Raw genomic sequence first — 24,732 nt, 5'->3', positions numbered from 1 at the left:
AACTTAATGGAAAAAATAATAACAACTAAAGATGTACATTTATATTATGGAAGTAAGGAAGCTCTTAAGGGGATAACTTTGGACTTTCCAGATAAGGGGATACATGCATTAATTGGACCATCTGGTTGTGGAAAATCAACGTACTTAAGAACTTTAAATCGAATGAATGACATGATAGAAAATGTAAAAATAGAAGGCGAATTTAAATTTAAGAATCAAGATATATATGATGAAAAAATAGATTTGGTTGAATTAAGAAAGAAAATAGGTATGGTTTTCCAACAACCTAATCCTTTTCCATTTTCTATTTACGATAATGTTACTTATGGATTAAGAATGGCTGGTATAAAAGATAAGAGAATTTTGGATGAAAAAGTAGAAACAAGTTTGAAACAAGTTGCAATTTGGGAAGAAGTAAAGGATAATTTAAATAAAAATGCCTTGGCTTTATCCGGGGGACAACAGCAAAGAATCTGTATTGCTAGGGTACTTGCTGTAGCTCCAGAGGTTATTTTACTAGATGAGCCAACAAGTGCGCTTGATCCGATTTCAACAGAAAAAATAGAAGAGATGTTACTAACCCTTAGAGATAATTATACATGTATTATGGTAACACATAATATGCAACAAGCTTCAAGAATATCAGATACAACGTCTTTCTTTTTAAGTGGTAATTTAGTTGAGAGTAATAAAACTAAAAAGATATTTTTAAATCCAGATAAAGAACAAACAGCTGACTATTTAAGTGGAAAATTTGGATAAGGAGAATTATTAATGAATAGAAAATTTTTAGGACAGTTAAAGATTGTGCATCAAGATTTTATTGAAATGGGATTAGAAGCTGCAGAAGCAATAAAGTTAGCAACGGAAGCTTTCGAAAATCACGACTTAGAATTGGCTAATAAAGTTATCGAACATGATGAGGTAATTAATAATTTAGAAATAAAATTGGAAAAAAAGACTAGTCAGTTAATTGCTTTGCAGCAACCTGTTGCGACAAATTTAAGAAAAGTAATAGCGATTTTAAAAGCTAGTTCTGATGTAGAAAGAATTGGAGATCATGCGGTAGATGTTGCCAAGGCAGTAAGAAATATCAATGTTAAAAGAAGAAATGTTGAAATTGAATCTTTGATAAGAGAAGTTAGTGAACAAACGCAAGAAAATTTAGTAAAGATAGTAAGTATGTTTGCTAAGTTTGATGAAAAAGGCGCCGTTGAGATTGCTAAAAAGAATCAGGAAAAGAGAGAAAAAATTAATGAGATCAGGAAACTATCAATTAATGCAATAAAAGAAGATGCAAACTTTGCAGAAGAAGGTATAGATTATTTAAGTATTATTGCACATATTAAAAGGATAAATGATTATATAACAAACTTAGCAGAGTGGATAGTTTATGAAGAAGAAGGAAAAATTACAGAATTAACGTTCTAATAATCATAATTTAAGTAAAAATAATGAAAAAAGCTTAATTATTTGGTAATTTATGTCGAAAGTATGTTAAAATAAAGACGTACTCAGAAGAGTAATTAAGATGTAATTTTTAGGAGGCTGTTTTTAATGTCAGTATTCGTAAACGGTAACGCAATCTTTAACGCAGCTCGTCAAGGTCACTATGCTGTTGGTGCGTTCAACACAAATAATTTGGAATGGACACGTGCTATTCTTAAGGCTGCTCAAGAAACTAACACACCTGTATTGATCCAAGTATCAATGGGTGCTGCTAAGTACATGGGTGACTACAAGTTAGTTAAGAAGTTAGTTGAAGAAGAAATGCGTGTAATGAACATCACTGTTCCTGTTATTATGCACTTAGACCATGGTAACTATGAAGCTGCTAAGGAATGTATCGAAGCAGGCTACTCATCAGTTATGTTTGATGGTCATGATTTGCCATTTGAAGAAAACTTAGAAAAGACAGCAGAAATCGTTAAATTAGCACATGCTAAAGGTATCTCTGTTGAAGCTGAAGTTGGTTCTATCGGTGGTGAAGAAGACGGAATCGTTGGTGAAGGTGAATTAGCTAGCGTTGAAGAAGCTAAGCAAATTGCTGCTTTAGGCGTTGATTACTTAGCTTGCGGTATCGGTAACATTCACGGACCATACCCAGAAAACTGGAAAGGTCTACACTTTGATCGCTTACAAGAAATTGCAGATGCAATCGATACACCATTAGTATTACACGGTGGTTCTGGTATTCCTCAAGAACAAATCGAAAAAGCTATCAAGATGGGTATTTCTAAAGTTAACATCAACACAGAAAACCAACTTGCATTTGCTGCTGCAACACGTAAGTACATCGAAGCTGGTAAAGACCAAGAAGGTAAGGGTTATGACCCTCGTAAGTTACTTGCTCCTGGTTCAGAAGCTATCGTTGACACAGTTAAGGAAATCATTGGCTGGTTAGGTACACCAGAAGTTAAATAATCTTATTTACTTTTTTAAAGAGTCGTTTATACGGCTCTTTTTTTATATGCTTTTTTTATATATTATTGAATTATTATAAATACTATGTTATAATTTTTCTAAATTAATAAGAGGGGATGGACAATTTGGATAGCACAAAACAAAAGAGTATTACTTTGGCACAAAAGATTAACGTATTGAGAGCAGCAGTTATGGGTGCTAATGATGGTATCATTTCTGTTGCTGGCATTGTTTTAGGTGTTGCTGGTGCTGCTAGTTCATCATTTGCTATCTTAATATCTGGATTAGCTGGAATGTTAGCTGGAACAATATCTATGGCTATGGGTGAATATGTTTCGGTTCATTCTCAGAGCGATGCAGAAGTGGCAGCTGTTGTGAGAGAAAAGAAGATATTAGATACTGATTATCAAAAAGAATTTTTATTTATAAAAAATAAGTTACTAAAAGCTGGAATTTCAGAAGAATTATCTCACAAGGCGACTAAAGAAATGATGGACAGGGATCCATTAAAGTCTATTGTCAGAGAAAAATATGGTTTTGAGTTAAATGAAAAAACTAATCCTTATGCAGCAGCAATTGCTTCGATGATTTCTTTTCCACTGGGAGCAACATTGCCGTTACTATCAATTTTAATTTTCCCAGTTCAATATCGTATTTTTGGAACTATGTTAGCAGTGATAATATCTCTAGTATTTACAGGATATTTTGCAGCACAATTGAGCCATTCTAGCAAATTACATGGAACTATTAGAAATGTTATTTCTGGTATGCTGACAATGATAGTAACATATTTTATCGGTGTAATGTTTAGCTTATAGTAAAGTGAGTGACAAAAATGTTAAATAAGAGAAAAAAGAAAGCGACAATGGAAGAAAAAATGAATGTATTGAGAGCAGGAGTATTAGGTTCTAATGATGGTATTTTAACCGTAGTTGGAGTTCTTTTTAGTGTAGGTGCTGCTACTTCCAATAGATTTACTATTTTGATTGCAGGTTTAGCTGACTTGGTAGCATGTGCTTTGTCTATGTCAGCTGGTGAATATGCATCTGTAAGTGTTCAAAGAGATACCGAAAAATCAGCTGTTGAAGAAGAGGCTACAAATCTTAAAAATAACTACTCAGAACAAATTAATATTGTTAAACAATATTATCAAAATAAAGGAGTATCTTTGCAAACAGCAAATTTGATTGCCAAGCAATTAATGGAGAAGGAAGATAGAGTTGCTACTTTAGTTAATATTAAACATGGAATTAATATGGGACAGTATTTGAATCCATGGATGGCAGCTTGGTCATCGATGTTTTCTGCAGCATTGGGTGGTTTATTTCCTTTAGTAGCAATGACTTATGCTCCTAGCAATAGTAGATGGTTGGCTACAATTTTAGCAGTAATAATTTCTGTTGGGTTGACAGGAATGATTAGTGCTAGACTAGGAAAGAGTAATATTAAATATGCAGTGTTAAGAAATATAGTTGTTGGAATTATAACAATGGCGATTCACTATTATGTTGGACAATTAATTTAAAAAAGATGTCATAATCAATTATCAGTAAAGATTTTTGATTATGACATCTTTTATTTTTTATAGTAAGAATCTATTAATTTTTGAGAAACAAGTTTGCATATAACAGCTCTAATGGCAAATTTTTCAGTTAATTCTAACGTATTAAAAGTGTCAATAAAGTTGTAAGAAGAATTTTCGATATTATGTAAAGTATCATTAAATAGATTTGCAAAAGAATTATATGCTTGCTCTACAGATTGTTCTTTTAAAATTTCATTAATACAGTTCTTTACTACCTCTAGTGGATAGATAGTTTTTAGAAGAGAAATTACTAAAAGCTCAGCAATATGACTAGCATCGTACTTTTTTTTCTCAGGTCTTTGCATCAATCCTTTTTTTACATAACTATTAATCATGGAAGGTGTTAATTCTGAATCGCTTAAATCTTTTAAATATCTGTTACCGAGACTTACAAGTTGATCCATATATACTTGAAAATCAGGAAATTCTTCCCACATAGGGAGATAAATATCATTAAATTGTATCAACGATAATTTGAGTTCATCATTTATTCTACTAGACATAGATAATCCTCCTTTTACTATATTATAGCATAAATATATACTGAATAAATTTCTGCTATATATAGACTAAAAGTCTAGATTATATGGAAATTTAATGCGTATAATGGTATCATAATCTATGAGGTGATGTATAATGACTAGAAAAATGCAAATAAAAAATGAAATATGGAGTGCAATAACTCATGGAATTGGAATTATCCTCAGTATTCTAGGGATGGTTTTATTAATTTTAAAGGGGATAGATACTAATTCAATAACACTTTTTTCATATATAGTGTATACATGCTCACTAGTTTTATTATATTTATTTTCTACGCTTTTTCATTGCTTGTATTTTACGAAAGCTAAGAGAGTTTTCCAAATTTTTGATCACTGTTCAATATTTTTATTGATAGCAGGTACTTATACGCCGTATTGCATGTTGGCGATAAAAGGTGTAAAAGGATTGATATTAATGATAATGATTTGGTTAATGTCAATACTAGGTATTCTATATCATATTTTAGCTTCTAAAAGAAAACAGGTATTTGAAACAATTATTTTTGTAGTAATGGGTTGGCTTTGTATACTAGGGGCGAAAGAATTATTTTTATCACTAGGCAAGATAGGATTAGGTTTACTAGTTGCAGGTGGAATAACTTTTACACTTGGAGCACTGGTATATAGTATTCCTAAGATAAAATATGCACATGTTTTTTGGCATATTTTTGTAATGTTAGGATCAATATTAATGTTTATTTCGATATATTGTTATATTTAAAATTAAAATAATAAGAAAAATATTAAATTAAACCATTGAAAACGCTTGCTATAAATTAATTTAAATGCTATCCTTAACTTAGGAATAGGAAATTTCTATGAAGGAAAGGGTGAGCATTATGTCAGTGAGTCAATTGAGCAAAGTACAAAATGAAGCATTAGATAATTTTGTAGAAAATTTTGACATTATCAATGCTTTAGCTGATAGGAATAGGCAAAAAATAATTGTGTTGCTATTTGGTAACCTAGAATCTGGCATGACTGTAACAGCCATTACAAATAATATGAGCATAACACAGCCTGCAGTTTCGCATCATCTCAAGATATTAAGAGATTCTGGAATAGTGGCGTATCGTAAAGATGGTCTGCAGAGTTATTACTATTTAACTTTACAAGAACCATTGGAAAAGTTAGAGAATATTTCAAGAAATTTAAGATTAGAGTTAGAAGAATAGATTTTATAAAGCTAATTACGTATTATATATTAAGCGACTACCTTAGTTATAAAAGTAATTAGTTTTTTTTTGTGTTAAAATAATTGTACATCATGAAAATGGAGGTTTATCTAGTGGGTAAATTTTATGCTGTAAAAAAGGGAAGGAAAACTGGAATTTTCACTACTTGGGCAGAGTGTCAAAAACAAGTATCTGGCTTTCCAAAAGCGGAGTTCAAAAGTTTCATTAGTAAGCAAGAAGCAGATAATTGGTTGAAAGAAATTAAAAGTAGTAATGAAAATAGAAGAAAGAGTTATAGTGTTATTGTCTATACGGATGGTGGTTCTAGAAATCATGGAAATAAAAAAGGAGAGCATGTAAAGAAAAACGATAAAGCTGCATGGGCATATCTAATAAAATATCAAGGTTCAATAATTAGTGATACTGATGGAGAATATGGAAGTACTAATAATAGGATGGAAATCATGGCTTTAAAGAAGGCATTATTGGATTTGAAACAACGAGAGTTACAAAATGAAAAAATTTTGGTAGTTCTTGATTCAAAATATGTTTTAGATGCTATTACTAAGCGATGGTTACAATCGTGGGAGAAAAATGGTTGGAAAACTTCTGCGGGAACTGGTGTTAAGAATAAGGAATTATGGATGGAAATTAGCAGATTATTGCCAGAATTTCCAAATTTAGATTATCAATGGACAAAGGGACATGCCAATGATGAAGGAAATAATTTAGTTGATGAGTTGTTAAATAAAACTATGGATCAAATGGATTAGCCTATTATGCTAATGTTTTTATCTTGATAAGATATTTGTATATGTTATAATTATTCTTGCATATACGGGGATGTTTAGGATTCGACAGGTATAGGTCGAGCTTAAATTGCGTTTGGTAGGTTGCGGCTACCTAAAAACGCTCAGTTAAAATATAACTGCAAAAAATAACAATAACTCTTACGCTTTAGCTGCTTAGTCAGTTTTAGTGTAGATCTTAGCTAGTATTACCTACGTGCTAGGTGAGGTCATATAATTTAGTAGGTTACGTTTACTTTTGCGGCGTGAGAAAGTAAAAAGAGATTTTCATGCTAGTTAGTGACGTTTGCCCTGACATATGGCGCTGTTGCTGATGAATTTTAAATAGTATGTCTATGAACGTAGAGGTTTAGGTGGCGATATGCTTGGACGCGGGTTCGATTCCCGCCATCTCCATATAACTTTCTTATATCAAAGTTTTGACGATTAGATATCGTTGAAATATCATCAAGGTACTGAATTAGATTTTTTAAAGTTATTTCAGTGCCTTTTTTGACACCTAAATTTATCCATAATATTTAGACTTGAATTTTGATCACTCTAGCATGTATGAATATTTTTAAGTGTTATATCTAGGCAAGTTATAGAAAATAACACAAATAGCAGAACTACGTTTAAATAAACTATATTGATAAAATAGAGATATTTTTATATCTATTTGGATAACGCTTTCAATTTATATGATTTAATATTATAATGAAGAGGTAAAGATATTAAGAATATAGGTGGTAAATAGAAATTATGAAGAATTAATACTTTTTATTTGAAATTTGAAAAAATATTAAACTTATATATATCAATTGAAGTTTAATAATATGAATGATATTCTTAATATATTAAGTATTTTGGAGGGGTGTTGCATGTTTTTAACATTTGGTCAATTGGCAGGTTTAATTGCTGCACTTGCATTTTTAGTATTAGTGATATATTTATGTCGAGTTTTAGCACGTTTGACAAGTACAGTATCTGAGTTGACAAAGAGCATAAAAACTTTGACAGAGGATGCTGATGATATTTCAGAAAAAATTGAAGACTTATTAGTGAAGACTAATAGTTTAATGGATGATGTTAATCAAAAATCATCAAAATTAGATCCATTATTTCAAGCAACATCTGATTTAGGTGAAAGTGTTTCGGATTTAAATCAAGCAAGTAGAAATTTTGTTGAAAATATGGGGAATTCAACTCATGGTCTTGTAAAAACTTCAACAATGTTGAAAAATGGATTAAGAGCAATTAAGCTTATTAACAAATTACGCAAAAAATAATATGATGTGAGGAGGACTTTTTATGGGAAAAAAATTATTGATAGGTTTAGGTGTAGCCGGTGTTGCTTTCTATGCTAGCAAGAAGTTGTCGGGAAAATATTTAGAGAAAGCAGCATCTAAATTGGATGATATTGTAGCCGAAGGTCAAGAAACTGCATTGAAATATCGCGAATATTTATTAGATTATTTAGATGAAGATGATAAATTAGAAAAACTAAATAAAAAAGTTTTACAAGCTAAAGATTTGGTTGATAAAGATTCGGTTACAGAAGCTTTAAGTAATTTAAAAAGTTCAACAAGCAATTTAAAAGATAAACTTATGGAAAAAGAAGATTCTTTAGATAATGATGAAGATCTTCAAGATGATATTGTAATTGATCAAAGATCTGCTTTTGGAAAAATGAAAGAAAAAACAGAGTTGGAAAATCCAACAGTTGTATTTTATCCAGATGGAACATCTGAAACGAAGTAATTATAATAAAAACCACTCAAATAAAATAATTGAGTGGTTTTTATTATAATTATTGTTTAATGTTATTATCTTATGATAAAGGAATTATTTGAAGTTCTTTGCTAGTGTGAGTGAATGGTTTAACACCATTATCTGTAACGTAAACACAATCTTCAATTCTAACTCCAGCATAATTAGGAATATAAATACCTGGTTCAATAGAGAAACACATACCTGGAACTAATTCCATTTTGTTTCCTTCCATAATAGATGGAAATTCGTGTTCGCTTTGTCCCATACCATGTCCAAGACGATGGATGAAATATTCACCATAACCAGCTTTTGTAATAACATCTCTAGCAATCTTATCTAATTCTTCAGCTGTCATACCAGGTTTTGCAGCATTTTGTGCAGTTAATTGAGCTTCTAAACAAACATTATAGATATCTTTTAGTTTGTCATCGATTTCGCCAAATGCTACAGTTCGTGAAGCATCTGAAATATATCCTTTATATACAGTACCTAAATCAAAGAGAGTTAGTTCATTAGGCTTAATAGTATCTTCTTTTGGAGCGCCATGAGGATCAGCTGCATTAGCACCGCTTTGAATAATTGTATCAAAGCTCATATGCATGACGCCTTTTTTCTTTAATTCATACTCAATTTCAGCAGCTACAGCTTGTTCAGTTTTATTAGTGCTTAATGCATCAAATCCAACTTTGAAGGCATAATCAGCCCATTTTCCCGCTTCAAGAAGTAGGTTGATTTCATCTTCATTTTTAATTGATCGTTGTTTGTTGATAAAAGGAGAAATATTTTCAACAAATTTAGCTTCTGGAAAATTTCTTAGTATAGCTTCTGATTTTGCTACTGTTAAATTATCTTTTTCAATAGCCCATTTTTTAGGATTTCCAGCTAATGCATTAATGTGTGATTTAATAAGTGCGAATGCATCTTCATGATCTAAATAGCCAAAAACAGGATATTCCCATCCACTTTCCTTTACAGAACCAACTTCAAGTGCTGGGGCAAAGATAAAAGGATCTTTATCTGGAAAAATGAATAAAGCTAAAATTCGTTCGATAGGATCACTATCAAAACCTGTGTAATAACGTATGTTATGGAAATCACTTATATAAGCAATATCTAAATTGTTATTAGCTAACCATTCTTGTACTTCTTCAATATGTTTCATAATAACTCATCTCCTAGTAAGTTAATTATAGCACATGTATTAGAAAGAAAAAATTTAATATAAAATAAGCAATTATGAAAACAAATGGAAAAGAATAAATTAATAAAATTATGAAACGCTTGCAATTTTATAACTTCTTTGATAATCTATAATAGGATTATGAAAATAAAAATGAAAACAAATGCGAGGATGAAAGAAGAATGGAAAAACAAACAATTACAATTTATGATGTTGCTAGAGAAGCAGATGTTTCTATGGCTACAGTTTCTAGGGTAGTAAATGGTAATCCTAATGTAAAACCTGCTACTAGAAAAAAAGTTTTAGAAGTCATTGATAGACTTGACTATCGTCCTAATGCAGTTGCTAGAGGATTGGCAAGTAAGAAAACAACAACTGTTGGAGTTATTATTCCAGACGTTACTAATGTCTATTTCTCTTCACTTGCTAGAGGTATTGATGATGTAGCTTCCATGTATAAATACAACATAATTTTGGCTAATTCAGATGCTAATGAACAAAAAGAATTGCAAGTGTTAAATACTTTATTAGCCAAACAAGTTGACGGTATTATTTTCATGGGAAATAAGATTACTGATGAACTTCGTAAGCAAATTGATAAAACCAAGACACCTGTAGTATTGGCTGGTTCTTTAGATGATAAAGAAGAATTTGAAAGTGTTCATATTAATTATGTAGATGCTGTAGAAGAAGCAGTTTCCGATTTAATTAATCATGGTAATGATAAAATTGCTTTCATTTCTGGACCATTGTCAGAACCAATTAATAGTAAATATAGATTACAAGGTTATAAAAATGCTTTATCTAAAAATGGAATTGCCTATGATGAAGAATTAGTTTTTGAAACAGATTATAGTTACCATTCAGGTGAAATTTTATGGCCAGCTTTACAATCAGTTGGGGCAACTGCAGCTTATGTAGGTGATGATGAATTAGCTGTTGGTGTATTAAATGGTGCGCAAGATGCAGGTGCTAAGGTTCCAACTGACTTTGAAATTGTAACAAGTAATAATTCTAAATTAACTGAACTAGTAAGACCTAAGTTATCATCCATTACTCAGCCATTGTATGATATCGGTGCGGTATCCATGCGTTTCTTAACTAAGATGATGAACAAAGAAGAAACATCAGCTGATGAAAAAACTATTGAACTACCTTATGGTTATATCAAGCGTGGATCAACAAAATAGTTAGAAGTTATAGAAGCTAATCGAGTATATCTTGATTAGTTTTTTTAATATTTAATTAGAAATAGCTAGCTAGATGATCTGAAAGGAAATTTTAAAAAGTGAAAATAAAATCAGAAAAATATTTATACTTATCAATTTTTATTATGATATTGCTATTTATAAGTTCATCTATGACGTATAAAGAGCAATCTTCTGTACCATTTTTACAAAAATATCTTACATCTCAACCATTCAAGGATATTTTAAGTCAAGTTTCATTTTCATATGGACATTCTGTAATATCTATTAAAGAAGTTGGATATTATAAATTTGTTGAATTTTTTATCCGCAAATTGGCACACTTTTCCACTTATTTTGTTATGGGGTTAGGATTTTATATGACATTAAAGGATAATTTAAAGGAATGGCAAGCAACATTTTTCTCGTATTTGGCAGCAGTTGGCTATGCAGGAATTGATGAATTTCATCAAATGATTACTGGAGATAGAACGCCTTCTTTTGAAGATGTTATGTTGGATGGAATAGGTGCTTTAACAGGAATTATAATCACGATGGTTATATTATATTTTTTTAGAAGAAAAAAATAATATTATAAATATACTTTGATTGATAGTTAATAAATTATTTGCTATAATTTGAAATGGCTTATTGCCTAAATTAATGAATTTATATAATCGGAAAGAGGTTTTAGAAATGTCAGGACATTCAAAATGGCATAACATCCAAGGCCGCAAAAACGCCCAAGATGCTAAACGTGGAAAAATTTTCCAAAAAATATCACGAGAAATCTATATGGCTGCAAAGAGTGGTGGTCCTGACCCAGATGGAAACCCACAATTACGCCTAATTATGGATAAAGCTCGTGCAGCTAACATGCCAAAGGATAACATTAAACGTGCTATCGATAAGGCAACTGGTACTGGTGGTGCTGATTATGAAGAAATTACATATGAAGGTTACGGTCCAGCTGGTGTAGCTATCTTAGTACATGCTTTAACTGATAATCGTAATAGAACTGCTTCTGCTGTACGTGCTGATTTTAATAGAAATGGCGGTAACTTAGGTGAAACAGGTTCAGTTAGCTTTATGTTCGATCGTAAGGGTTACATTGCTATTGCGCGAGAAGATTTAGACGTTGATGAAGATCAAATGTTTGAAGATGTTATTGAAGCAGGTGGAGAAGATTTACAAACTTCAGATGAAGTATTTGAAATTTATACTGATCCTAAGGCATTTGCGGATGTACGTGATGAATTACAAAAGAAATACGATTTAGCAACAGCTGAATTAACAATGGTTCCTCAAAATACAGTACCCGTTCCTGCTGATAAAGTAGAACAATTACAAAGATTAATTGATAGATTAGAAGATGAAGATGATGTGTCAGAAGTATACACATCTGCTGATTTCCCTGAAGATTAATAATTATTTAAAAAGATACTAGTAGATAATTTTATTGCTGGTATCTTTTTTTGCTTGTGAAATTATTATTTTTTAGTTATGCTTTAAATAGCAATACATACTAGAAAGTAGGTTATCAAAGGTATGAGTAATAAAGTAACTGTTTTGGGAAGCTTGAATGTTGATACTATTCTGAGAATACCCAGATTACCACAGCCAGGTGAAACATTGAAAATGGACGATATAGGTGTTGCAGGCGGAGGAAAGGGAGCAAATCAAGCTATTTCAGCTGCTAGATCTAAATCACATGTAACATTTATTGGTGGAGTTGGCAATGATGTTCAAGGTGAGATGATGTTGAAACTCCTAAAAGAAGATGGAATTAATATTAATAATGTTGCAAAATTAAATGAAGGAACTGGTCAAGCGTTTATTTTATTGCAAGAAAGTGGTGAAAATAGCATTGTAATCTATGGTGGTGCAAACCAAGCTATAAAAACTACCGTTATACAAAATGCAATGAATGATATCAAGGATAGTGATTTTTTAGTAGCCCAATTTGAAACACCTCTAGAAGTGACAAATGAAGCATTTAAATTAGCACGTGAGTTAAATGTAAAGACAATTTTGAATCCAGCACCAGCGACTGATATTTTAGACGAACTAAAGAAAAATATAGATTTAATAATTCCTAATGAAACAGAGGCTGAATTGTTAACTGGAATAAAAGTAGTTGACGAAGATACATGTAGACAAGCAGCTGATAAATTAATTGATCAAGGTATTGATAATGTTATTATTACTTTAGGTAAGCAGGGTGCTTATTATAAGACAAAAGATGGCATTTGTGAATTAGTACCTGCTTTTAAAGTTGAAGCGGTTGATACTACAGCTGCTGGTGATACCTTTATCGGTGCTCTAGTATCTAAATTAGATACAAGTTTTAGCAATTTAAGAGAAGCTATTATTTACGCAAGTAAGGCTTCTTCTCTAGCTGTCCAAAAATTAGGTGCGATTCCATCAATACCATATAAAGATGATGTAGAAAAACAGTTAAATAATAAATAAAAAGCAATAAGAATTCCTATAGAACGAAAAAATTTGTTTTATAGGAATTTTTTTTAGAATAAAAAGTTTTTTTGCGTATTTATATATACGAGGAGGTGAGTTAATGAAAAAATCTGTTGAAATTTTGTTGCAAGAAGCTATATCACTAAAAGCAAGCGATATATTTTTCTTTCCAAAAAATGATAGATACCAAATTAAAGTGAATGTTTTAGGAACGAATCGCATAATAAAGGAATGTAGTAAAGAATTTGGAGGACAGTTGATTAATTATTTGAAATTTCAATCTAATATGGCGGTTAGTGAAAAAAGACGTCCGCAACTTGGATCATGGATATATAGTGATGAAAAAAATGAAGTCTTTTGTAGACTATCAAGTGTAGGAGATTTTTTAGGGAATGAATCCTTGGTTGTAAGACTGATATTTCCTAGTACTTTTTTTGAAGAAAACTATTTTTTTGAAGAGCAGATTTACACTTTACAAAAAGCTTGTATCAAAAATGGATTAATTGTTTTTTCAGGACCAATGGGTTCAGGTAAAACAACGACTATGTACAATTTAGCTAGAAAGTTAGCTAATGAAAAACATGTTATGAGTATTGAAGATCCAATTGAAATATATGAGCCTAATTTTTTACAATTACAAGTTAACAATAAAGCTCAGATGTCGTATTCTGAGTTATTGAAAGTAGCATTAAGGCATCATCCAGATGTATTTTTAATTGGAGAAATTAGAGATAATATGACTGCTAAAGTAGCAATAAATGCTGCTTTGAGTGGTCATCTGATTTTGACAACAGTTCATGCTCGTAATGTATATGGTGTTTATCAAAGGTTGAAAAACTTAGGTATTAGTGATGAAGAACTTCAACAAACGATGCAGGTAATCTCATATCAGAGATTAATTCCAACAATAGATGGAGGAGCTAAAGTACTGTTTGATCAAATAGAAGGAAAAGATTTAGATAAAGATATCATTCAAGGAAATATTCAAAGTAGAATGACTAAAGACTGGAGAGAAAAACTTGAGTATTGTTACCTTAATAACTGGATTAATAAAGAAAGTTTTGAAACATTTATTGAAGGATAATAAAAAAGTGTGGAGTTTAAAGAAACAAGCAATTTTTTTCTCTATATTATCAGATTTATTATCAGCAGGATTTTCCTTACGGCAGTCTCTGATAAGTATACAAAATATAATGCCAGAATTTTATTCAGTTTCTCATAAAGTAAAGAAAAACTTGCTGATGGGAACAAAGATTAGCGATGCTTTAAAAGAGAATATTTCTAAATCAACCTATTATCAATTGTTAATTGCAGAGCAACATGGAGAAATGGAGAAAAGTATCAAGCAATTGGGGAGTTTACTTGAAAGAAGAGTGGAGCAGCAAAATAAATTAAAGAGTTTAATGGTGTATCCAATGATTTTATTTTTTATGTTGATAATAATTATGTTAGGAATAAAGTTTTGGTTGAAGCCAACTATTAATAATTTTGGAGAAGATAGTGTAAGAACATCGTCGATTATTAATTGGACAGTAGTTGGTAAATACAGTCTAATTTTAGTGGCTTTGATAATAGTACTATATGTATTAAAAATTTTGAGATGGTGGAGTAAACAAGAAACTATAACTAGACATCATTGGTATAGCCAATTGCTAATTATAGGTAAGATTTATCGACAATATAGCTACTACTATTTGAGCTTTAATTTGTCACTACTTTTGAAAAGTGGACTAGATTTAAAACAAATATGTAGCTTTTTAAATGAATTTGATAAGCAATCTTTACTGTATCAATTAGGACAACAATTAAGAGAATTATTAGATGCTGGAAGTATGCCTGATGAGTTAGTGAAAAAATATCCATTTATCCCTCCTGAATTGAAATTGTTTTTAAATAAGGGAGAAACGTTGGAAAACATAAGCAATGAGCTAGCAGTTTATTCAGAAGTCTCGTATAGGAAGTTATTAAAATTAATTGATAAGTTGATTGAGTTAGTTCAACCAATACTATTTATCGTGATAGCGATAATTATCGTTGGAACTTATTTAACAATTCTTTTACCAATATACAAAACTCTAGGAGGTTTATATTAATGAAAAGGAAAAGGTATGGATTTACTTTAATTGAAATGGCAATTGTCTTATTTATTATTAGCTTATTAATTTTAATTATATTACCGAATATAGGTACACAGAGAAAGCACGCAAATACTGTAAATGATAAGGCGTTGCAGACTCAATTAAATACACAAGCTGAATTATATATGGATGAAAAGAATACTAATACAGTAACAATAGATGAGTTGAAATCAGCCAATTATTTAAATAATGATCAATATGATCAAATTAAGAAGAAAAATATAGAGATTAAACTAGATAATGGTAAGAAAGAATAATTTGGTAGGGTATACTCTTCTAGAAATGATAATTGTTTTAGGAATATTTATGGTATTGATTTTATTGGCATATCGTCCTATAAAAATAACTTGGCAAAATTATGAAGAAAGACAATTTATAAAAAATTTTGAACGAAAATGGAACCAAAGTACAATAAAATCTATTCAAGAGGAAAAACATACTAATGTTTATTTTTATCACGATTTAGTTCGATTTTCTGAATATAATAAAGATAGAACAACAAATGACTATGAATTTTCATATCCGTCTACTATGCACGGAGATACTAATGTTGTAAAAATTAGTGATAATGGTAGTGTTACACCTAAAACAATAAAAATTTTCTCATCATTAGGAAGAAGATATGTATTTGTATTTCAAATGGGATATGGTGCTAAATATTATGTTAAAACTTACCAATAAAGGATTTGTATTAGCTGATTCGATAATAGGTTTAATAATAATTTGTAGTGGAATTTTAATATTATTAACAAATTATCAGTCTCTAAATAATCAAGAGAATTTAAAGATTGAGGATAAAGAAAGAATGCATTTATTACTCAATAGAGTGCGAAGTATGGATAAGAATGAATTAGTAAATTTTAAACAAATACAAGTTAGTTATGAAAACAAAGTTGAAACTTTATCAAAAGAGTAAAAAGAGTGGATTTACATTATTAGAAACAATAATAGCAATAGGAATTACTTGTTTAACATGTATGATAATATTTTCTACACTCCAAATAGTGTGGAAAATCAATGCAAATGAAACTAAAAATGATAGATTGCAGTGGGAGCAATTTAGATCAGTTATAGAAAGTAGTAATTTGGATTTTAAATATGTACGTGTTGACAATGAGAATGATGAATTGATTTTATATAGCGATGCGATGGATGATTTTTATGAATTGGACTTATATAAGCAACAAATCAGGATGCGAAGAAAAATTGATGGGTATATGCCCTTGTTATACAATGTTCAAAAGGTAGAGTGGAGATATGATGAAAATAGGAAGTCGATTTTTATTTCAATTCGGATACACGGTAGAGAATATAGCGAAGAATATATAATGGATCGAAAAAAATGAAAAGTAGTTTCAGAGAAGAAGGTTATTTAATTTATACTAGCATATACTTTTTGATGTTCTTTCTTATGATATTTTTAGGACAGATATTACTTTTTAAATGGCAAATTTTAGCCTATAGCAGAGAGGTAAATTATTATAGAGCTAGAGTGATGTATGAAGTAGTCAAAAGAAAGAATTGTGATAGCGAGAATTTTAATTATGGCAAAGTTAAGTGGGATAAAGAAAGAAGAAAATATATTATTATATTAAAAAATGGTAGAGAGTATCAATTTAAGTGATAATCAATAAACTTGAAAATTTTGCATAAACTAGCTACACTATTAAAGATTAATAGTAACAGGAGGGCTAGTTCTTGATAGGTAAAATGGAAAAGATACAGAAAGAATACAGTTTACTTGAAGAAGCAGTAAAGGAACTGCAAAAAAATCTACAAACAACTTATCTTGATGCGTTAATTGAAACTTTAGAGAATATCTTAGATAATAATCAAGTTCATGTAGAGGATGATAAGCCTGATAAAAAGACAGTAGCAAAGTTAAAAGAATTGTATGCTGATAGTAATATAAAGAACTTAGAAACTGATGAAAAAAGACAGGTTATACAATTATTAATTTTAAAATCTTATAGCGAAGATAAGATTCAGGCTAATCATCAAATGACACCAGATTCAATAGGGATGATAGTATCTTATCTAATAGAGTTATTTGCTGACTCTAAAAAAGTATTAACAATTACAGACATTTGTGTAGGTACAGGAAACTTACTTACTGATATTTATAATAATTTAGATAAGCAAAACAAAAATATTCAAGCTTATGGAATAGATAATGATGATACGCTATTAGCTTTGGCAAGTATAAGCACGCAATTCCAAAAGCAAAATATTGAATTATATCATCAGGATGCTATAGAAGAGTTGTTAATCCCTAAAACGGATTTAGTAGTTGGAGATTTGCCGGTTGGATATTATCCAATAGATGACAAAGTGAGTGACTATATCACCAAAAATAATGATGGACATTCATATGCTCATTATGTATTAATTGAAAAATCTATAAGGCAATTAAAAGAAGATGGAATAGGAATATTTATTGTACCTAGAGGGATTTTTGAAGTAAAAGATTCGGTTAAATTGCTTAAATATATTCAAAAAGTTGGTTATTTGCAAGGATTATTAAACTTACCAACAGAATTATTTAATGATAAACAATCGATGAAATCAATTTTAATTGTACAAAAGAAGGGAAATAAGGCTAAACAGGCAGAAGAAGTATTATTGGGCGATTTCCCTAGCTTTAAAAAACAAGAGGAATTTAAAAAATTTATAAATGAAATAGTAAGTTGGGCAAAGAAAAATATTTATTTTAATTAGAAAAAAAGAACTATAATTTCGATAATTTGGATTTATAGTTCTTTTTTTGTCTAAAAGTGAATTAAATTCAACTATAAATGAAATAGTTGAATTTTACTAAAGTAAAAAAATGTTTTAAACTGGATAGTATTGAATATTAATGAATTGGAGATATATTGATATGAACAAAGAAAATAAAGGATATGCAAGAAATTTAAAAAGTAGACATATCCAATTAATAGCATTAGGAGGGACGATAGGAACTGGACTATTTTTAGGATCAGGAAAGTCTATCCACTTAGCAGGCCCATCTATTGTTTTAGCATATTGTATAACAGGGTTAATATGTTTCTTTCTGATGAGAGCAATGGGGGAACTTCTTTTATCAGATTTAAATACACATTCTTTTATAGATTTTATTACTAAATATTTAGGAGAAAAAATAGGTTTTATAGCTGGATGGACATATTGGATTTGTTGGATAACGATTGCTATGGCAGATGTTACGGCAACAGGTCTATATATAGAATATTGGTTTCCTAATATACCACAGTGGGTTCCAGGATTAGTTGCAGTAGTTGTATTGTTATCTTTGAATTTAGTTACAGTGGGGCTATTTGGAGAAACAGAATTTTGGTTTTCTTTAATCAAAATTATTGCTATCATTGCACTAATTGTTTCAGGAATTGCGATGGTTATAGTTAGTTATAAGACACCGGTAGGACATGCTACTTTAGGGAATTTGTATAGTTATGGAGGATTATTTCCAAAAGGCTTAAAAGGATTTTTGCTATCTTTCCAAATGGTGACTTTTGGCTTTATTGGAATTGAAATGGTTGGAATTACTGCTTCAGAAGCAGAAAATCCCAAAAAAGTTATTCCAAAGGCTATTAATGAAATTCCGTTAAGAATAATTATTTTTTACGTAGGGTCTTTACTAGCAATAATGTCCATATATCCATGGAATTCCATCTCAATAAATGAAAGCCCCTTTGTACAAGTATTTCAGAATATAGGTATAACTTTTGCTGCTGGAATTATAAACTTTGTTGTATTGACAGCTGCATTATCGGCTACTAATAGTGCATTATTCAGTACCGGAAGAATGTTATTCTCGCTTAACTGGGGTAAAAAGGGAAAATTCGCAAAAAAAATGAGCACATTGTCCAGACAACAAGTTCCAGCGAATGGTTTAATTTTTTCTGCTATTATAATAGCAATAGCAGTATTAGCTAACTTTGTAGTATCTAATACATCTTTATTTACATTTGTGTCTAGTGTTGCGACAACTTGTTTCTTATTTATTTGGGGCGCAATTGTTGTATGTCATTTGGAATTTAAAAAGCAACAAAAGAAACAAAACATTCCTGAGGGAGAATTTAAATTACATTTTCATCCATGGACTGATTATTTAGTGTTGGCTTTCTTAATATTCGTAGGAGTAATAATGTGCTTGGAAAAAACAACATTATTTGCTTTGATAGCTGCGATTGCTTGGTTTGTAATGTTATATATGATTAGTAGTATTAAAAAAAGAAATTAGGATTCAACAGAATTAGAAATACGCTAAGTGTTTTTAATTCTGTTTTTTTATTTTATTATTATAATAATATGTTAATAACTAACTAGGAGAGTATGAAATGAAATATTTTACTGCAGATACACATTTTTTCCATAAAGAGTTGATACATGATACACGATTTGCTAATAGAATGTTTTTTTCAGTAAATGATATGAATAATACAATAGTTGAAAATTGGAATAGTGTTGTTAATGATAATGATACAGTTTATCATTTAGGAGATATAGCACTTATAAATAGTAAAAAAGAAGATTTAAAAAGAGTATTGGAAATATTGAAGAAATTAAAGGGGCAAATTGTATTTTTGAAGGGAAACCATGATTCAAGAGCATTATTTAAATTTATAGATAAAAATAATGTTATTTTACCTGATGGAAGAATGAAATTTACTTTTATAGATGTTGGCTTAATTTTAAAATTAAATCATTATCAATTATTTTTAACTCATTATCCATTATTGGTAGGACCATCTAAAAATAGAGTTAATGTTCATGGACATATTCACCACTCCAGTGTAAATTTACCGTGGAATATTAATGTTGGAGTTGACTCAGCAGATATAGATTATTTAATTAATAAACTACCATTTGGAACACCTATATCAGAAAAGAATTTATTTAAGATTATAGAGGCTAAGTTAATAGATCATAAAAAAAGATGGTAGATGAGAAAGAAACTTGTAAGAGTGGGAATATAAGGTATATAATTAACTGATGATTTTAAGCTAGGAGGAATTGATTTTTGAATAGCGAAAGAAAAGAAAGGCGGGAAGTACAACTTGCAAAAAAGGCTGAAACTATCGAAGCAGCAGCAAGTGAAGTATTAGTAATTAACGAGACCCGAATAAAAATTGATGGGAGACCTTATGATTTAGTTGAGAATTATCATGAAGGTTTTAACGCAGAACGATTAGGTGAGAGATTTAGCCAAATTTTGACTAAATATGATTATATTGTAGGTGATTGGGGATATGATCAATTAAGATTACGTGGTTTTTATGAGATTGGTAGCAAGAAAGGATCACCTTATCAAAGTATAGAGAGGCTAGATGATTACTTATATGAATATTGTAATTTTGGTTGTTCCTACTTTATTCTTCATAATCTTGAAGTGCAGACACCAGAGCCAATACCTGCTAATATTAGGAAGAAGAGTTCAAAGAGGAAATCACAATCTAGTTCTAAGAAACATAACTCTAAAAATAATGTATTCACAAATGAAAAGAGATATAATATACGATCACAGAAAAATAAGAAAAATGCTCATTTGAAGTCTGTATCAAAGAAAAATACAAAGCATAGACATTTTACAATTAGGCAAAAATAGGGAGAATTTTATGGATTTAGAAAAGTATAAAGGATACCTGATAGATTTAGATGGAACAATGTACAAAGGAAAGATAAAAATTCCTGCAGCCAAGAGATTTATAGAAAGATTACAAGAGAAAGATATTCCATTTCTATTTTTAACCAATAATAGTACTCAAACTCCGGAAGCTGTAGTAGAAAATTTAGGAATGAATTTTGATATTCATGTTGCTGTAGAAAATGTATATACTACAGCATTGGCAACAGCTGATTATGTAGCTGATTTAGATGAAAATAAAAGAAAAGTATATGCAATTGGAGAACTTGGTTTAAAGCAAGCATTGATGGATAAAGGATTCCGCTTTGAAGAGGTTACTCCTGATTATGTTGTAGTAGGTTTAGACTATGATGTTACATATCATAAATTCGAATTAGCTACATTGGCTATTAAGAGAGGAGCAAAATTTATAGGTACTAATCCTGATACTAATTTGCCAAATGAAAGAGGCTTAGTGCCAGGAGCAGGTTCCGTCATTGCTTTAGTTGAAAGAGCAACACAGCAAGTGGCGACTTATGTTGGAAAACCTGAAAAAATAATTATGGAAAAAGCATTGAAAAAGATGAATATGAAAGCTGATGATGTAATTATGGTTGGGGATAATTATAATACTGATATTAAAGCAGGAATAGCTTCGGATATAGATACATTATTGGTATATACGGGAGTCTCTACTAGAGAAGATGTAGCAAAAGAAAAAATTAAGCCAACATATGAAATTAATAGCTTAGATGAGTGGCAATAATGATTAGATCTATATGGATAGAAAGAGTAATATTACTACTATTTGGCGTAATATTATTCTTTTTTGTATTATCTTTGGCAATAAGTATCACTATTAATTCAGATTGGTTATACTATATTTTTATAAAGTTAGAGCACTTGGATAAAAAAGTTTTTTTAACTAGTAATGAGTTGTGGCATGAATATAAAACAATTTTATATTATTTGAATTTTCCTTGGATAGAAACGTTACATACTAAATTACCACTATCTGTTAGCGCGATACACCACTTTGAAGATGTAAAAAAATTATTTGAATTTAACTACATTGTTTTATTAATTACTTCAATAATGATTGGAATTATGTGGCGAAGAATTTTTACAAAAACAGAATGGTGGAATTTATTAAATTTATTTAAAGTATCAAATATAATTATTTTAATGTTGGTATGTATAGTTTGCTTGGACTTTTCAAATGCATTTATAGTATTTCATCAATTGCTATTTAACAATAGAGACTGGATATTTAATCCGGCAAATACACCAATTATAAAAGCTTTACCAGAATTATTTTTTGAAACATGTTTTATTGAAATAGTAGTAATTTTTGAATTGGTTATGTATACATTCAATTGGTTTTTAAAAAATAGATTAAGGCGAGAATAGGAACGTAAAAGTTTTGTACAGTAAAAAAACGGATAGTGGATCCATTTTTGAATCTACTATCCGTTTTTTTAGTATATAAATAAAATTATTATTAATTTTTTGAAAGTTTACTTTTGAGAGCTCCTACAATAGCAGGAATTAAAGAAACTACAATTATTCCAATAATAACTAAGGAAAAATGTTCTTTAACAACCGGAATATTACCAAAAAAGTATCCGGCACCACAACAAATGAGAACCCAAGCTGTTGCTCCTAGTAAATTATATTTAATGAAAGTAGAATATTTAACTCCTGTACCACCAGAAACAAAAGGAGATAAGGTTCTGATAATAGGCATAAATCTTGCTAATGAGATAGCAATGCCACCATGTTTTTCAAAAAATGCTTCAGTTTTCTTCATGTTTTCTTCTTTAATAAATTTACCAAAAAAGTGATGTTGTGAAACAGAGCGTCCAACTTTATGACCAATGAAATAGTTTAGTGAGTCGCCAGTAACAGAAGCAAGCCAAAATAGTATAATAAAAAGCCAAATATTTAGATGATACTCACTACTAGCTGATAGAGCGCTAGCAGCAAATAATAGAGAGTCACCAGGTAAAAATGGCATTATAACGGCACCTGTTTCGATAAAAATAACTCCAAAAACAATTAAATAAGTTAAATTACCAAAGCTATTAACAATATTAACTAAATGTGCATCGATATGTAGAATGAAATCAATTAAAAAGTTCAAGGTACTTACTCCTTAATAAGTTATTTGAAAATTAATAATACCATATAAAAAAGAAAATAATTAGTTATTTTCTTTATTTTTAATATTTTTAACAAGTTGAGTACTATGTTTTGGCTGAATTTTTTCAGGATAAAGTGATTCCAATGCGTTATTAACAGCCATAGGTGCTTCTCCCATACCAACGGCTATCAAATCTATTCTACCAGGATAATTAGCAATATCTCCAATAGCATAAACATTTTGAAGATTTGTTTCTAATTTGGAATTAACAGGGATTAAATTATTTTTGGTGGTTATTAGATCTAAATCCCATGACTTTAAAATGCTATTGTTAGACATAAAACCATAATTTACTAATAAAGCATCTACTGATAATTCAACAGTATCTTTAGTACGTACTTTTTTAAGTTGTATAGTAAGGTTATTATGAGAATTGTCTGTGCTAAGGTTATCTATAGTGTAGGGGGTCATTATTTTTGAATCAGACTCTTTTAACTTAGCTACATTTGATTCCATAGCTCTAAATTGATTTCTACGATGGATAACAATAGTATCTTTTGCAATAGTGTTTAATTCTAAGGCCCAATCTATAGCAGAATCACCACCACCAGCAATAGCAATAGTTTTGTTCTCAAATATTGATGGATCGCTGACAGTATAAAATAATTTATCGTTTTCTAGTGCTTCAGCATTCGCTATTCTAAGGCGACGTGGTTCGAATGAACCAATTCCGGTAGAAATAATAACAGATTTACTATAACTGATTCTATTATTAGTAATTATTTTAAATTGGTTTTTCTCAGTTTTTTGAATATTTAAAACAGGACTATTAACATATACGTCAACATTAAATTGCTGTAATTGTGTATTTAAATTTCTAATTAAGTCTTTACCGGAAATGGAACTAAATCCAGGAATATCGTAGATTGTCTTTTCTGAAAACAAAGCTTGAGGTTGTCCTCCAAGTTGTCCTAAACTTTCAAGTAATTGGACTTTGGCTGAACGCATTCCTGCATAAGTAGCGGCAAACATACCAATAGGGCCACCACCAATAATAGAAATATCATATAAGTTATCTTCAGGCATAAATTACCCTCCTAAAAAATTACTAAGGATACAATAGCATAAATAAAAAATAAAATAAAATGGTAAAAGAACTGATAGTCAGTTATTATAGAATATAGAAATAAATGGGAGGTTAATATATGCGTTATCGTATAGGAATGATAATTGAAGGCAGAATAACTGGTATTCAACCATATGGAGCTTTTGTCAGTTTAGATAATCGTACTCAAGGATTGATACACATTTCTGAATGTCACCATGGGTATGTAGATAACATTCGAAATTTTTTGAAAGTTGGGCAAATGGTAAGAGTCATGATAATAGATATCGATGAGTATACTGGGAAGATAAGTTTATCAATAAGATGTTTAGAAAAAGCTTTTGATTTTTCTAGAGAAAAAAGACGCCCAGGATTTAATCATCGAAAATATTGGACTAATAAGCATGTTCAAGAAGGGTTCAAGCCTATTTCTAAGAGAATGTCTAAGTGGATAAACGAGGCATTAGAAGATATTGAAAAAAATAAAAAAAACTATTGACGAGATATTAAAATCAAGGTATAGTATATATCGTTGTCTGTTACGAAAGACGACATCAAAAATAATTTTTAAATTGTTGTTGACATCAATTGATG

The 24,732-nt window shown here is 30.0% G+C and carries 31 protein-coding genes and 1 other RNA gene; 28 read left to right on the top strand and 4 right to left on the bottom strand.

What is annotated here, in order from left to right:
• Window positions 1–6: 6 nt before the first annotated feature.
• The 5 genes from pstB (at window position 7) to OZJ21_RS03915 (ending at window position 3,949) form a co-directional block, all read left to right on the top strand.
• Window positions 7–762 carry a phosphate ABC transporter ATP-binding protein PstB gene (gene pstB, locus OZJ21_RS03935; protein WP_268857486.1) on the top strand — a complete coding sequence of 252 codons (756 nt, stop codon included), beginning with the start codon at window positions 7–9 and terminating at the stop codon, window positions 760–762.
• A gap of 12 nt (window positions 763–774) precedes the next feature.
• Entirely contained in the window at window positions 775–1,431 is a 657-nt protein-coding gene (gene phoU / locus OZJ21_RS03930; RefSeq protein WP_003701547.1) for a phosphate signaling complex protein PhoU, read from the top strand.
• A gap of 126 nt (window positions 1,432–1,557) precedes the next feature.
• Window positions 1,558–2,424: a class II fructose-1,6-bisphosphate aldolase gene (gene fba / locus OZJ21_RS03925; RefSeq protein ID WP_003702919.1), complete on the top strand. Its 867-nt coding sequence runs from the start codon at window positions 1,558–1,560 to the stop codon at window positions 2,422–2,424.
• A 116-nt stretch (window positions 2,425–2,540) separates the two neighbouring features.
• Entirely contained in the window at window positions 2,541–3,242 is a 702-nt protein-coding gene (locus tag OZJ21_RS03920) for a VIT1/CCC1 transporter family protein (protein ID WP_003701545.1), read from the top strand.
• Between the two features lie 17 nt (window positions 3,243–3,259).
• Entirely contained in the window at window positions 3,260–3,949 is a 690-nt protein-coding gene (locus tag OZJ21_RS03915) for a VIT1/CCC1 transporter family protein (protein ID WP_268857485.1), read from the top strand.
• A gap of 50 nt (window positions 3,950–3,999) precedes the next feature.
• On the opposite strand, the gene OZJ21_RS03910 is transcribed toward OZJ21_RS03915, so the two are convergent.
• Window positions 4,000–4,512 carry a DUF1836 domain-containing protein gene (locus OZJ21_RS03910; RefSeq protein WP_268857484.1) on the bottom strand — a complete coding sequence of 171 codons (513 nt, stop codon included), beginning with the start codon at window positions 4,510–4,512 and terminating at the stop codon, window positions 4,000–4,002.
• Between the two features lie 133 nt (window positions 4,513–4,645).
• On the opposite strand from OZJ21_RS03910, the gene trhA reads away from it, so the two are divergent.
• The 6 genes from trhA (at window position 4,646) to OZJ21_RS03880 (ending at window position 8,275) form a co-directional block, all read left to right on the top strand.
• Entirely contained in the window at window positions 4,646–5,272 is a 627-nt protein-coding gene (trhA, locus tag OZJ21_RS03905; protein ID WP_003701541.1) for a PAQR family membrane homeostasis protein TrhA, read from the top strand.
• Window positions 5,273–5,390: 118 nt separating this feature from the next.
• Complete coding sequence (locus OZJ21_RS03900) at window positions 5,391–5,726, top strand: ArsR/SmtB family transcription factor (protein ID WP_003709751.1); 336 nt, start codon at window positions 5,391–5,393, stop codon at window positions 5,724–5,726.
• A gap of 113 nt (window positions 5,727–5,839) precedes the next feature.
• Window positions 5,840–6,499, top strand: coding sequence for a ribonuclease H family protein (locus OZJ21_RS03895; protein ID WP_003705796.1), 660 nt, complete (start codon window positions 5,840–5,842; stop codon window positions 6,497–6,499).
• A 66-nt stretch (window positions 6,500–6,565) separates the two neighbouring features.
• Window positions 6,566–6,934: a transfer-messenger RNA gene (gene ssrA / locus OZJ21_RS03890) on the top strand.
• Between the two features lie 461 nt (window positions 6,935–7,395).
• Entirely contained in the window at window positions 7,396–7,803 is a 408-nt protein-coding gene (locus tag OZJ21_RS03885) for a DUF948 domain-containing protein (protein ID WP_003702923.1), read from the top strand.
• A gap of 22 nt (window positions 7,804–7,825) precedes the next feature.
• A complete protein-coding gene (locus OZJ21_RS03880; RefSeq protein ID WP_003701537.1) occupies window positions 7,826–8,275 on the top strand; it encodes a hypothetical protein in 450 nt (149 codons plus the stop codon).
• Between the two features lie 70 nt (window positions 8,276–8,345).
• Here the strand turns inward: OZJ21_RS03880 and OZJ21_RS03875 are convergent, their stop codons facing one another.
• On the bottom strand, window positions 8,346–9,449 hold the full coding sequence (locus tag OZJ21_RS03875; protein ID WP_003701536.1) for a M24 family metallopeptidase: 1,104 nt from the start codon (window positions 9,447–9,449) through the stop codon (window positions 8,346–8,348).
• A gap of 200 nt (window positions 9,450–9,649) precedes the next feature.
• On the opposite strand from OZJ21_RS03875, the gene ccpA reads away from it, so the two are divergent.
• The 16 genes from ccpA (at window position 9,650) to OZJ21_RS03795 (ending at window position 22,300) form a co-directional block, all read left to right on the top strand.
• On the top strand, window positions 9,650–10,657 hold the full coding sequence (gene ccpA / locus OZJ21_RS03870) for a catabolite control protein A (RefSeq protein ID WP_003705800.1): 1,008 nt from the start codon (window positions 9,650–9,652) through the stop codon (window positions 10,655–10,657).
• 98 nt (window positions 10,658–10,755) lie between these two features.
• A complete protein-coding gene (locus OZJ21_RS03865) occupies window positions 10,756–11,244 on the top strand; it encodes a VanZ family protein (protein WP_268857483.1) in 489 nt (162 codons plus the stop codon).
• A gap of 106 nt (window positions 11,245–11,350) precedes the next feature.
• Window positions 11,351–12,079, top strand: coding sequence for a YebC/PmpR family DNA-binding transcriptional regulator (locus OZJ21_RS03860; RefSeq protein WP_003702892.1), 729 nt, complete (start codon window positions 11,351–11,353; stop codon window positions 12,077–12,079).
• Window positions 12,080–12,202: 123 nt separating this feature from the next.
• Window positions 12,203–13,126 carry a ribokinase gene (gene rbsK, locus OZJ21_RS03855; RefSeq protein ID WP_003701532.1) on the top strand — a complete coding sequence of 308 codons (924 nt, stop codon included), beginning with the start codon at window positions 12,203–12,205 and terminating at the stop codon, window positions 13,124–13,126.
• A 103-nt stretch (window positions 13,127–13,229) separates the two neighbouring features.
• Window positions 13,230–14,213, top strand: coding sequence for a competence type IV pilus ATPase ComGA (gene comGA / locus OZJ21_RS03850; protein ID WP_003701531.1), 984 nt, complete (start codon window positions 13,230–13,232; stop codon window positions 14,211–14,213).
• Entirely contained in the window at window positions 14,149–15,222 is a 1,074-nt protein-coding gene (comGB, locus tag OZJ21_RS03845) for a competence type IV pilus assembly protein ComGB (protein ID WP_050806379.1), read from the top strand. The genes comGA and comGB overlap by 65 nt, the downstream gene beginning before the upstream one ends.
• Window positions 15,222–15,524, top strand: a complete 303-nt coding sequence (locus tag OZJ21_RS03840) for a prepilin-type N-terminal cleavage/methylation domain-containing protein (protein WP_003701529.1) — start codon at window positions 15,222–15,224, stop codon at window positions 15,522–15,524. Before comGB ends, OZJ21_RS03840 begins: the two co-directional genes overlap by 1 nt.
• Complete coding sequence (locus OZJ21_RS03835; protein WP_003701528.1) at window positions 15,508–15,948, top strand: competence protein ComGD; 441 nt, start codon at window positions 15,508–15,510, stop codon at window positions 15,946–15,948. The genes OZJ21_RS03840 and OZJ21_RS03835 overlap by 17 nt, the downstream gene beginning before the upstream one ends.
• Window positions 15,929–16,183 (top strand): hypothetical protein, encoded by a 255-nt coding sequence (locus tag OZJ21_RS03830; RefSeq protein ID WP_003701527.1) that lies wholly within the window; start codon window positions 15,929–15,931, stop codon window positions 16,181–16,183. Before OZJ21_RS03835 ends, OZJ21_RS03830 begins: the two co-directional genes overlap by 20 nt.
• The gene (locus OZJ21_RS03825; RefSeq protein WP_081533760.1) at window positions 16,149–16,613 is read left to right on the top strand and encodes a competence type IV pilus minor pilin ComGF; all 465 of its coding nucleotides are present in this window, start codon (window positions 16,149–16,151) and stop codon (window positions 16,611–16,613) included. Before OZJ21_RS03830 ends, OZJ21_RS03825 begins: the two co-directional genes overlap by 35 nt.
• A 352-nt stretch (window positions 16,614–16,965) precedes the next feature.
• The gene (locus OZJ21_RS03820; protein WP_268857482.1) at window positions 16,966–17,985 is read left to right on the top strand and encodes a class I SAM-dependent methyltransferase; all 1,020 of its coding nucleotides are present in this window, start codon (window positions 16,966–16,968) and stop codon (window positions 17,983–17,985) included.
• Window positions 17,986–18,145: 160 nt separating this feature from the next.
• Window positions 18,146–19,507 carry an amino acid permease gene (locus tag OZJ21_RS03815; protein WP_003705813.1) on the top strand — a complete coding sequence of 454 codons (1,362 nt, stop codon included), beginning with the start codon at window positions 18,146–18,148 and terminating at the stop codon, window positions 19,505–19,507.
• 97 nt (window positions 19,508–19,604) lie between these two features.
• A complete protein-coding gene (locus tag OZJ21_RS03810) occupies window positions 19,605–20,210 on the top strand; it encodes a metallophosphoesterase family protein (RefSeq protein WP_003705814.1) in 606 nt (201 codons plus the stop codon).
• Window positions 20,211–20,287: 77 nt separating this feature from the next.
• Window positions 20,288–20,872, top strand: a complete 585-nt coding sequence (locus OZJ21_RS03805) for a YutD family protein (RefSeq protein ID WP_003701520.1) — start codon at window positions 20,288–20,290, stop codon at window positions 20,870–20,872.
• A gap of 10 nt (window positions 20,873–20,882) precedes the next feature.
• Window positions 20,883–21,656 carry a TIGR01457 family HAD-type hydrolase gene (locus tag OZJ21_RS03800; RefSeq protein WP_268857481.1) on the top strand — a complete coding sequence of 258 codons (774 nt, stop codon included), beginning with the start codon at window positions 20,883–20,885 and terminating at the stop codon, window positions 21,654–21,656.
• Window positions 21,656–22,300, top strand: a complete 645-nt coding sequence (locus OZJ21_RS03795; protein WP_003703909.1) for a TIGR01906 family membrane protein — start codon at window positions 21,656–21,658, stop codon at window positions 22,298–22,300. Before OZJ21_RS03800 ends, OZJ21_RS03795 begins: the two co-directional genes overlap by 1 nt.
• Window positions 22,301–22,391: 91 nt before the next feature.
• Here OZJ21_RS03795 and OZJ21_RS03790 read toward each other — a convergent pair whose 3' ends face one another.
• Window positions 22,392–23,033, bottom strand: coding sequence for a VTT domain-containing protein (locus tag OZJ21_RS03790; RefSeq protein WP_003701516.1), 642 nt, complete (start codon window positions 23,031–23,033; stop codon window positions 22,392–22,394).
• Between the two features lie 60 nt (window positions 23,034–23,093).
• On the bottom strand, window positions 23,094–24,119 hold the full coding sequence (locus OZJ21_RS03785; protein ID WP_003705821.1) for an NAD(P)/FAD-dependent oxidoreductase: 1,026 nt from the start codon (window positions 24,117–24,119) through the stop codon (window positions 23,094–23,096).
• Between the two features lie 119 nt (window positions 24,120–24,238).
• Here OZJ21_RS03785 and OZJ21_RS03780 point away from each other — a divergent pair, with 119 nt between their 5' ends.
• Window positions 24,239–24,637, top strand: coding sequence for a CvfD/Ygs/GSP13 family RNA-binding post-transcriptional regulator (locus OZJ21_RS03780; protein WP_003701513.1), 399 nt, complete (start codon window positions 24,239–24,241; stop codon window positions 24,635–24,637).
• Window positions 24,638–24,732 lie beyond the last annotated feature (95 nt).

The organism is Ligilactobacillus sp. UO.C109, assembly GCF_026847815.1.
Taxonomy (GTDB): domain Bacteria; phylum Bacillota; class Bacilli; order Lactobacillales; family Lactobacillaceae; genus Ligilactobacillus; species Ligilactobacillus salivarius.
The sequence above is the reverse complement of the archived record's forward strand: the minus strand, read 5'-3'. Positions and strand labels throughout refer to the sequence as shown.

Excerpts from the sequence above, each read along its gene's own strand:
- OZJ21_RS03815 (WP_003705813.1), top strand. The coding sequence starts at position 18,146 with ATGAACAAAGAAAATAAAGGATATGCAAGAAATTTAAAAAGTAGACAT.
- OZJ21_RS03780 (WP_003701513.1), top strand. The coding sequence starts at position 24,239 with ATGCGTTATCGTATAGGAATGATAATTGAAGGCAGAATAACTGGTATT.
- OZJ21_RS03860 (WP_003702892.1), top strand. The coding sequence starts at position 11,351 with ATGTCAGGACATTCAAAATGGCATAACATCCAAGGCCGCAAAAACGCC.
- OZJ21_RS03840 (WP_003701529.1), top strand. The coding sequence starts at position 15,222 with ATGAAAAGGAAAAGGTATGGATTTACTTTAATTGAAATGGCAATTGTC.
- phoU (WP_003701547.1), top strand. The coding sequence starts at position 775 with ATGAATAGAAAATTTTTAGGACAGTTAAAGATTGTGCATCAAGATTTT.
- OZJ21_RS03835 (WP_003701528.1), top strand. The coding sequence starts at position 15,508 with ATGGTAAGAAAGAATAATTTGGTAGGGTATACTCTTCTAGAAATGATA.
- OZJ21_RS03880 (WP_003701537.1), top strand. The coding sequence starts at position 7,826 with ATGGGAAAAAAATTATTGATAGGTTTAGGTGTAGCCGGTGTTGCTTTC.
- OZJ21_RS03830 (WP_003701527.1), top strand. The coding sequence starts at position 15,929 with ATGTTAAAACTTACCAATAAAGGATTTGTATTAGCTGATTCGATAATA.
- OZJ21_RS03810 (WP_003705814.1), top strand. The coding sequence starts at position 19,605 with ATGAAATATTTTACTGCAGATACACATTTTTTCCATAAAGAGTTGATA.
- ccpA (WP_003705800.1), top strand. The coding sequence starts at position 9,650 with ATGGAAAAACAAACAATTACAATTTATGATGTTGCTAGAGAAGCAGAT.
- OZJ21_RS03800 (WP_268857481.1), top strand. The coding sequence starts at position 20,883 with ATGGATTTAGAAAAGTATAAAGGATACCTGATAGATTTAGATGGAACA.
- OZJ21_RS03875 (WP_003701536.1), bottom strand. The coding sequence starts at position 9,449 with ATGAAACATATTGAAGAAGTACAAGAATGGTTAGCTAATAACAATTTA.
- comGA (WP_003701531.1), top strand. The coding sequence starts at position 13,230 with ATGAAAAAATCTGTTGAAATTTTGTTGCAAGAAGCTATATCACTAAAA.
- OZJ21_RS03915 (WP_268857485.1), top strand. The coding sequence starts at position 3,260 with ATGTTAAATAAGAGAAAAAAGAAAGCGACAATGGAAGAAAAAATGAAT.
- pstB (WP_268857486.1), top strand. The coding sequence starts at position 7 with ATGGAAAAAATAATAACAACTAAAGATGTACATTTATATTATGGAAGT.
- OZJ21_RS03885 (WP_003702923.1), top strand. The coding sequence starts at position 7,396 with ATGTTTTTAACATTTGGTCAATTGGCAGGTTTAATTGCTGCACTTGCA.
- OZJ21_RS03825 (WP_081533760.1), top strand. The coding sequence starts at position 16,149 with ATGAAAACAAAGTTGAAACTTTATCAAAAGAGTAAAAAGAGTGGATTT.
- OZJ21_RS03795 (WP_003703909.1), top strand. The coding sequence starts at position 21,656 with ATGATTAGATCTATATGGATAGAAAGAGTAATATTACTACTATTTGGC.
- OZJ21_RS03910 (WP_268857484.1), bottom strand. The coding sequence starts at position 4,512 with ATGTCTAGTAGAATAAATGATGAACTCAAATTATCGTTGATACAATTT.
- OZJ21_RS03900 (WP_003709751.1), top strand. The coding sequence starts at position 5,391 with ATGTCAGTGAGTCAATTGAGCAAAGTACAAAATGAAGCATTAGATAAT.
- trhA (WP_003701541.1), top strand. The coding sequence starts at position 4,646 with ATGACTAGAAAAATGCAAATAAAAAATGAAATATGGAGTGCAATAACT.
- OZJ21_RS03920 (WP_003701545.1), top strand. The coding sequence starts at position 2,541 with ATGGACAATTTGGATAGCACAAAACAAAAGAGTATTACTTTGGCACAA.
- OZJ21_RS03785 (WP_003705821.1), bottom strand. The coding sequence starts at position 24,119 with ATGCCTGAAGATAACTTATATGATATTTCTATTATTGGTGGTGGCCCT.
- rbsK (WP_003701532.1), top strand. The coding sequence starts at position 12,203 with ATGAGTAATAAAGTAACTGTTTTGGGAAGCTTGAATGTTGATACTATT.
- fba (WP_003702919.1), top strand. The coding sequence starts at position 1,558 with ATGTCAGTATTCGTAAACGGTAACGCAATCTTTAACGCAGCTCGTCAA.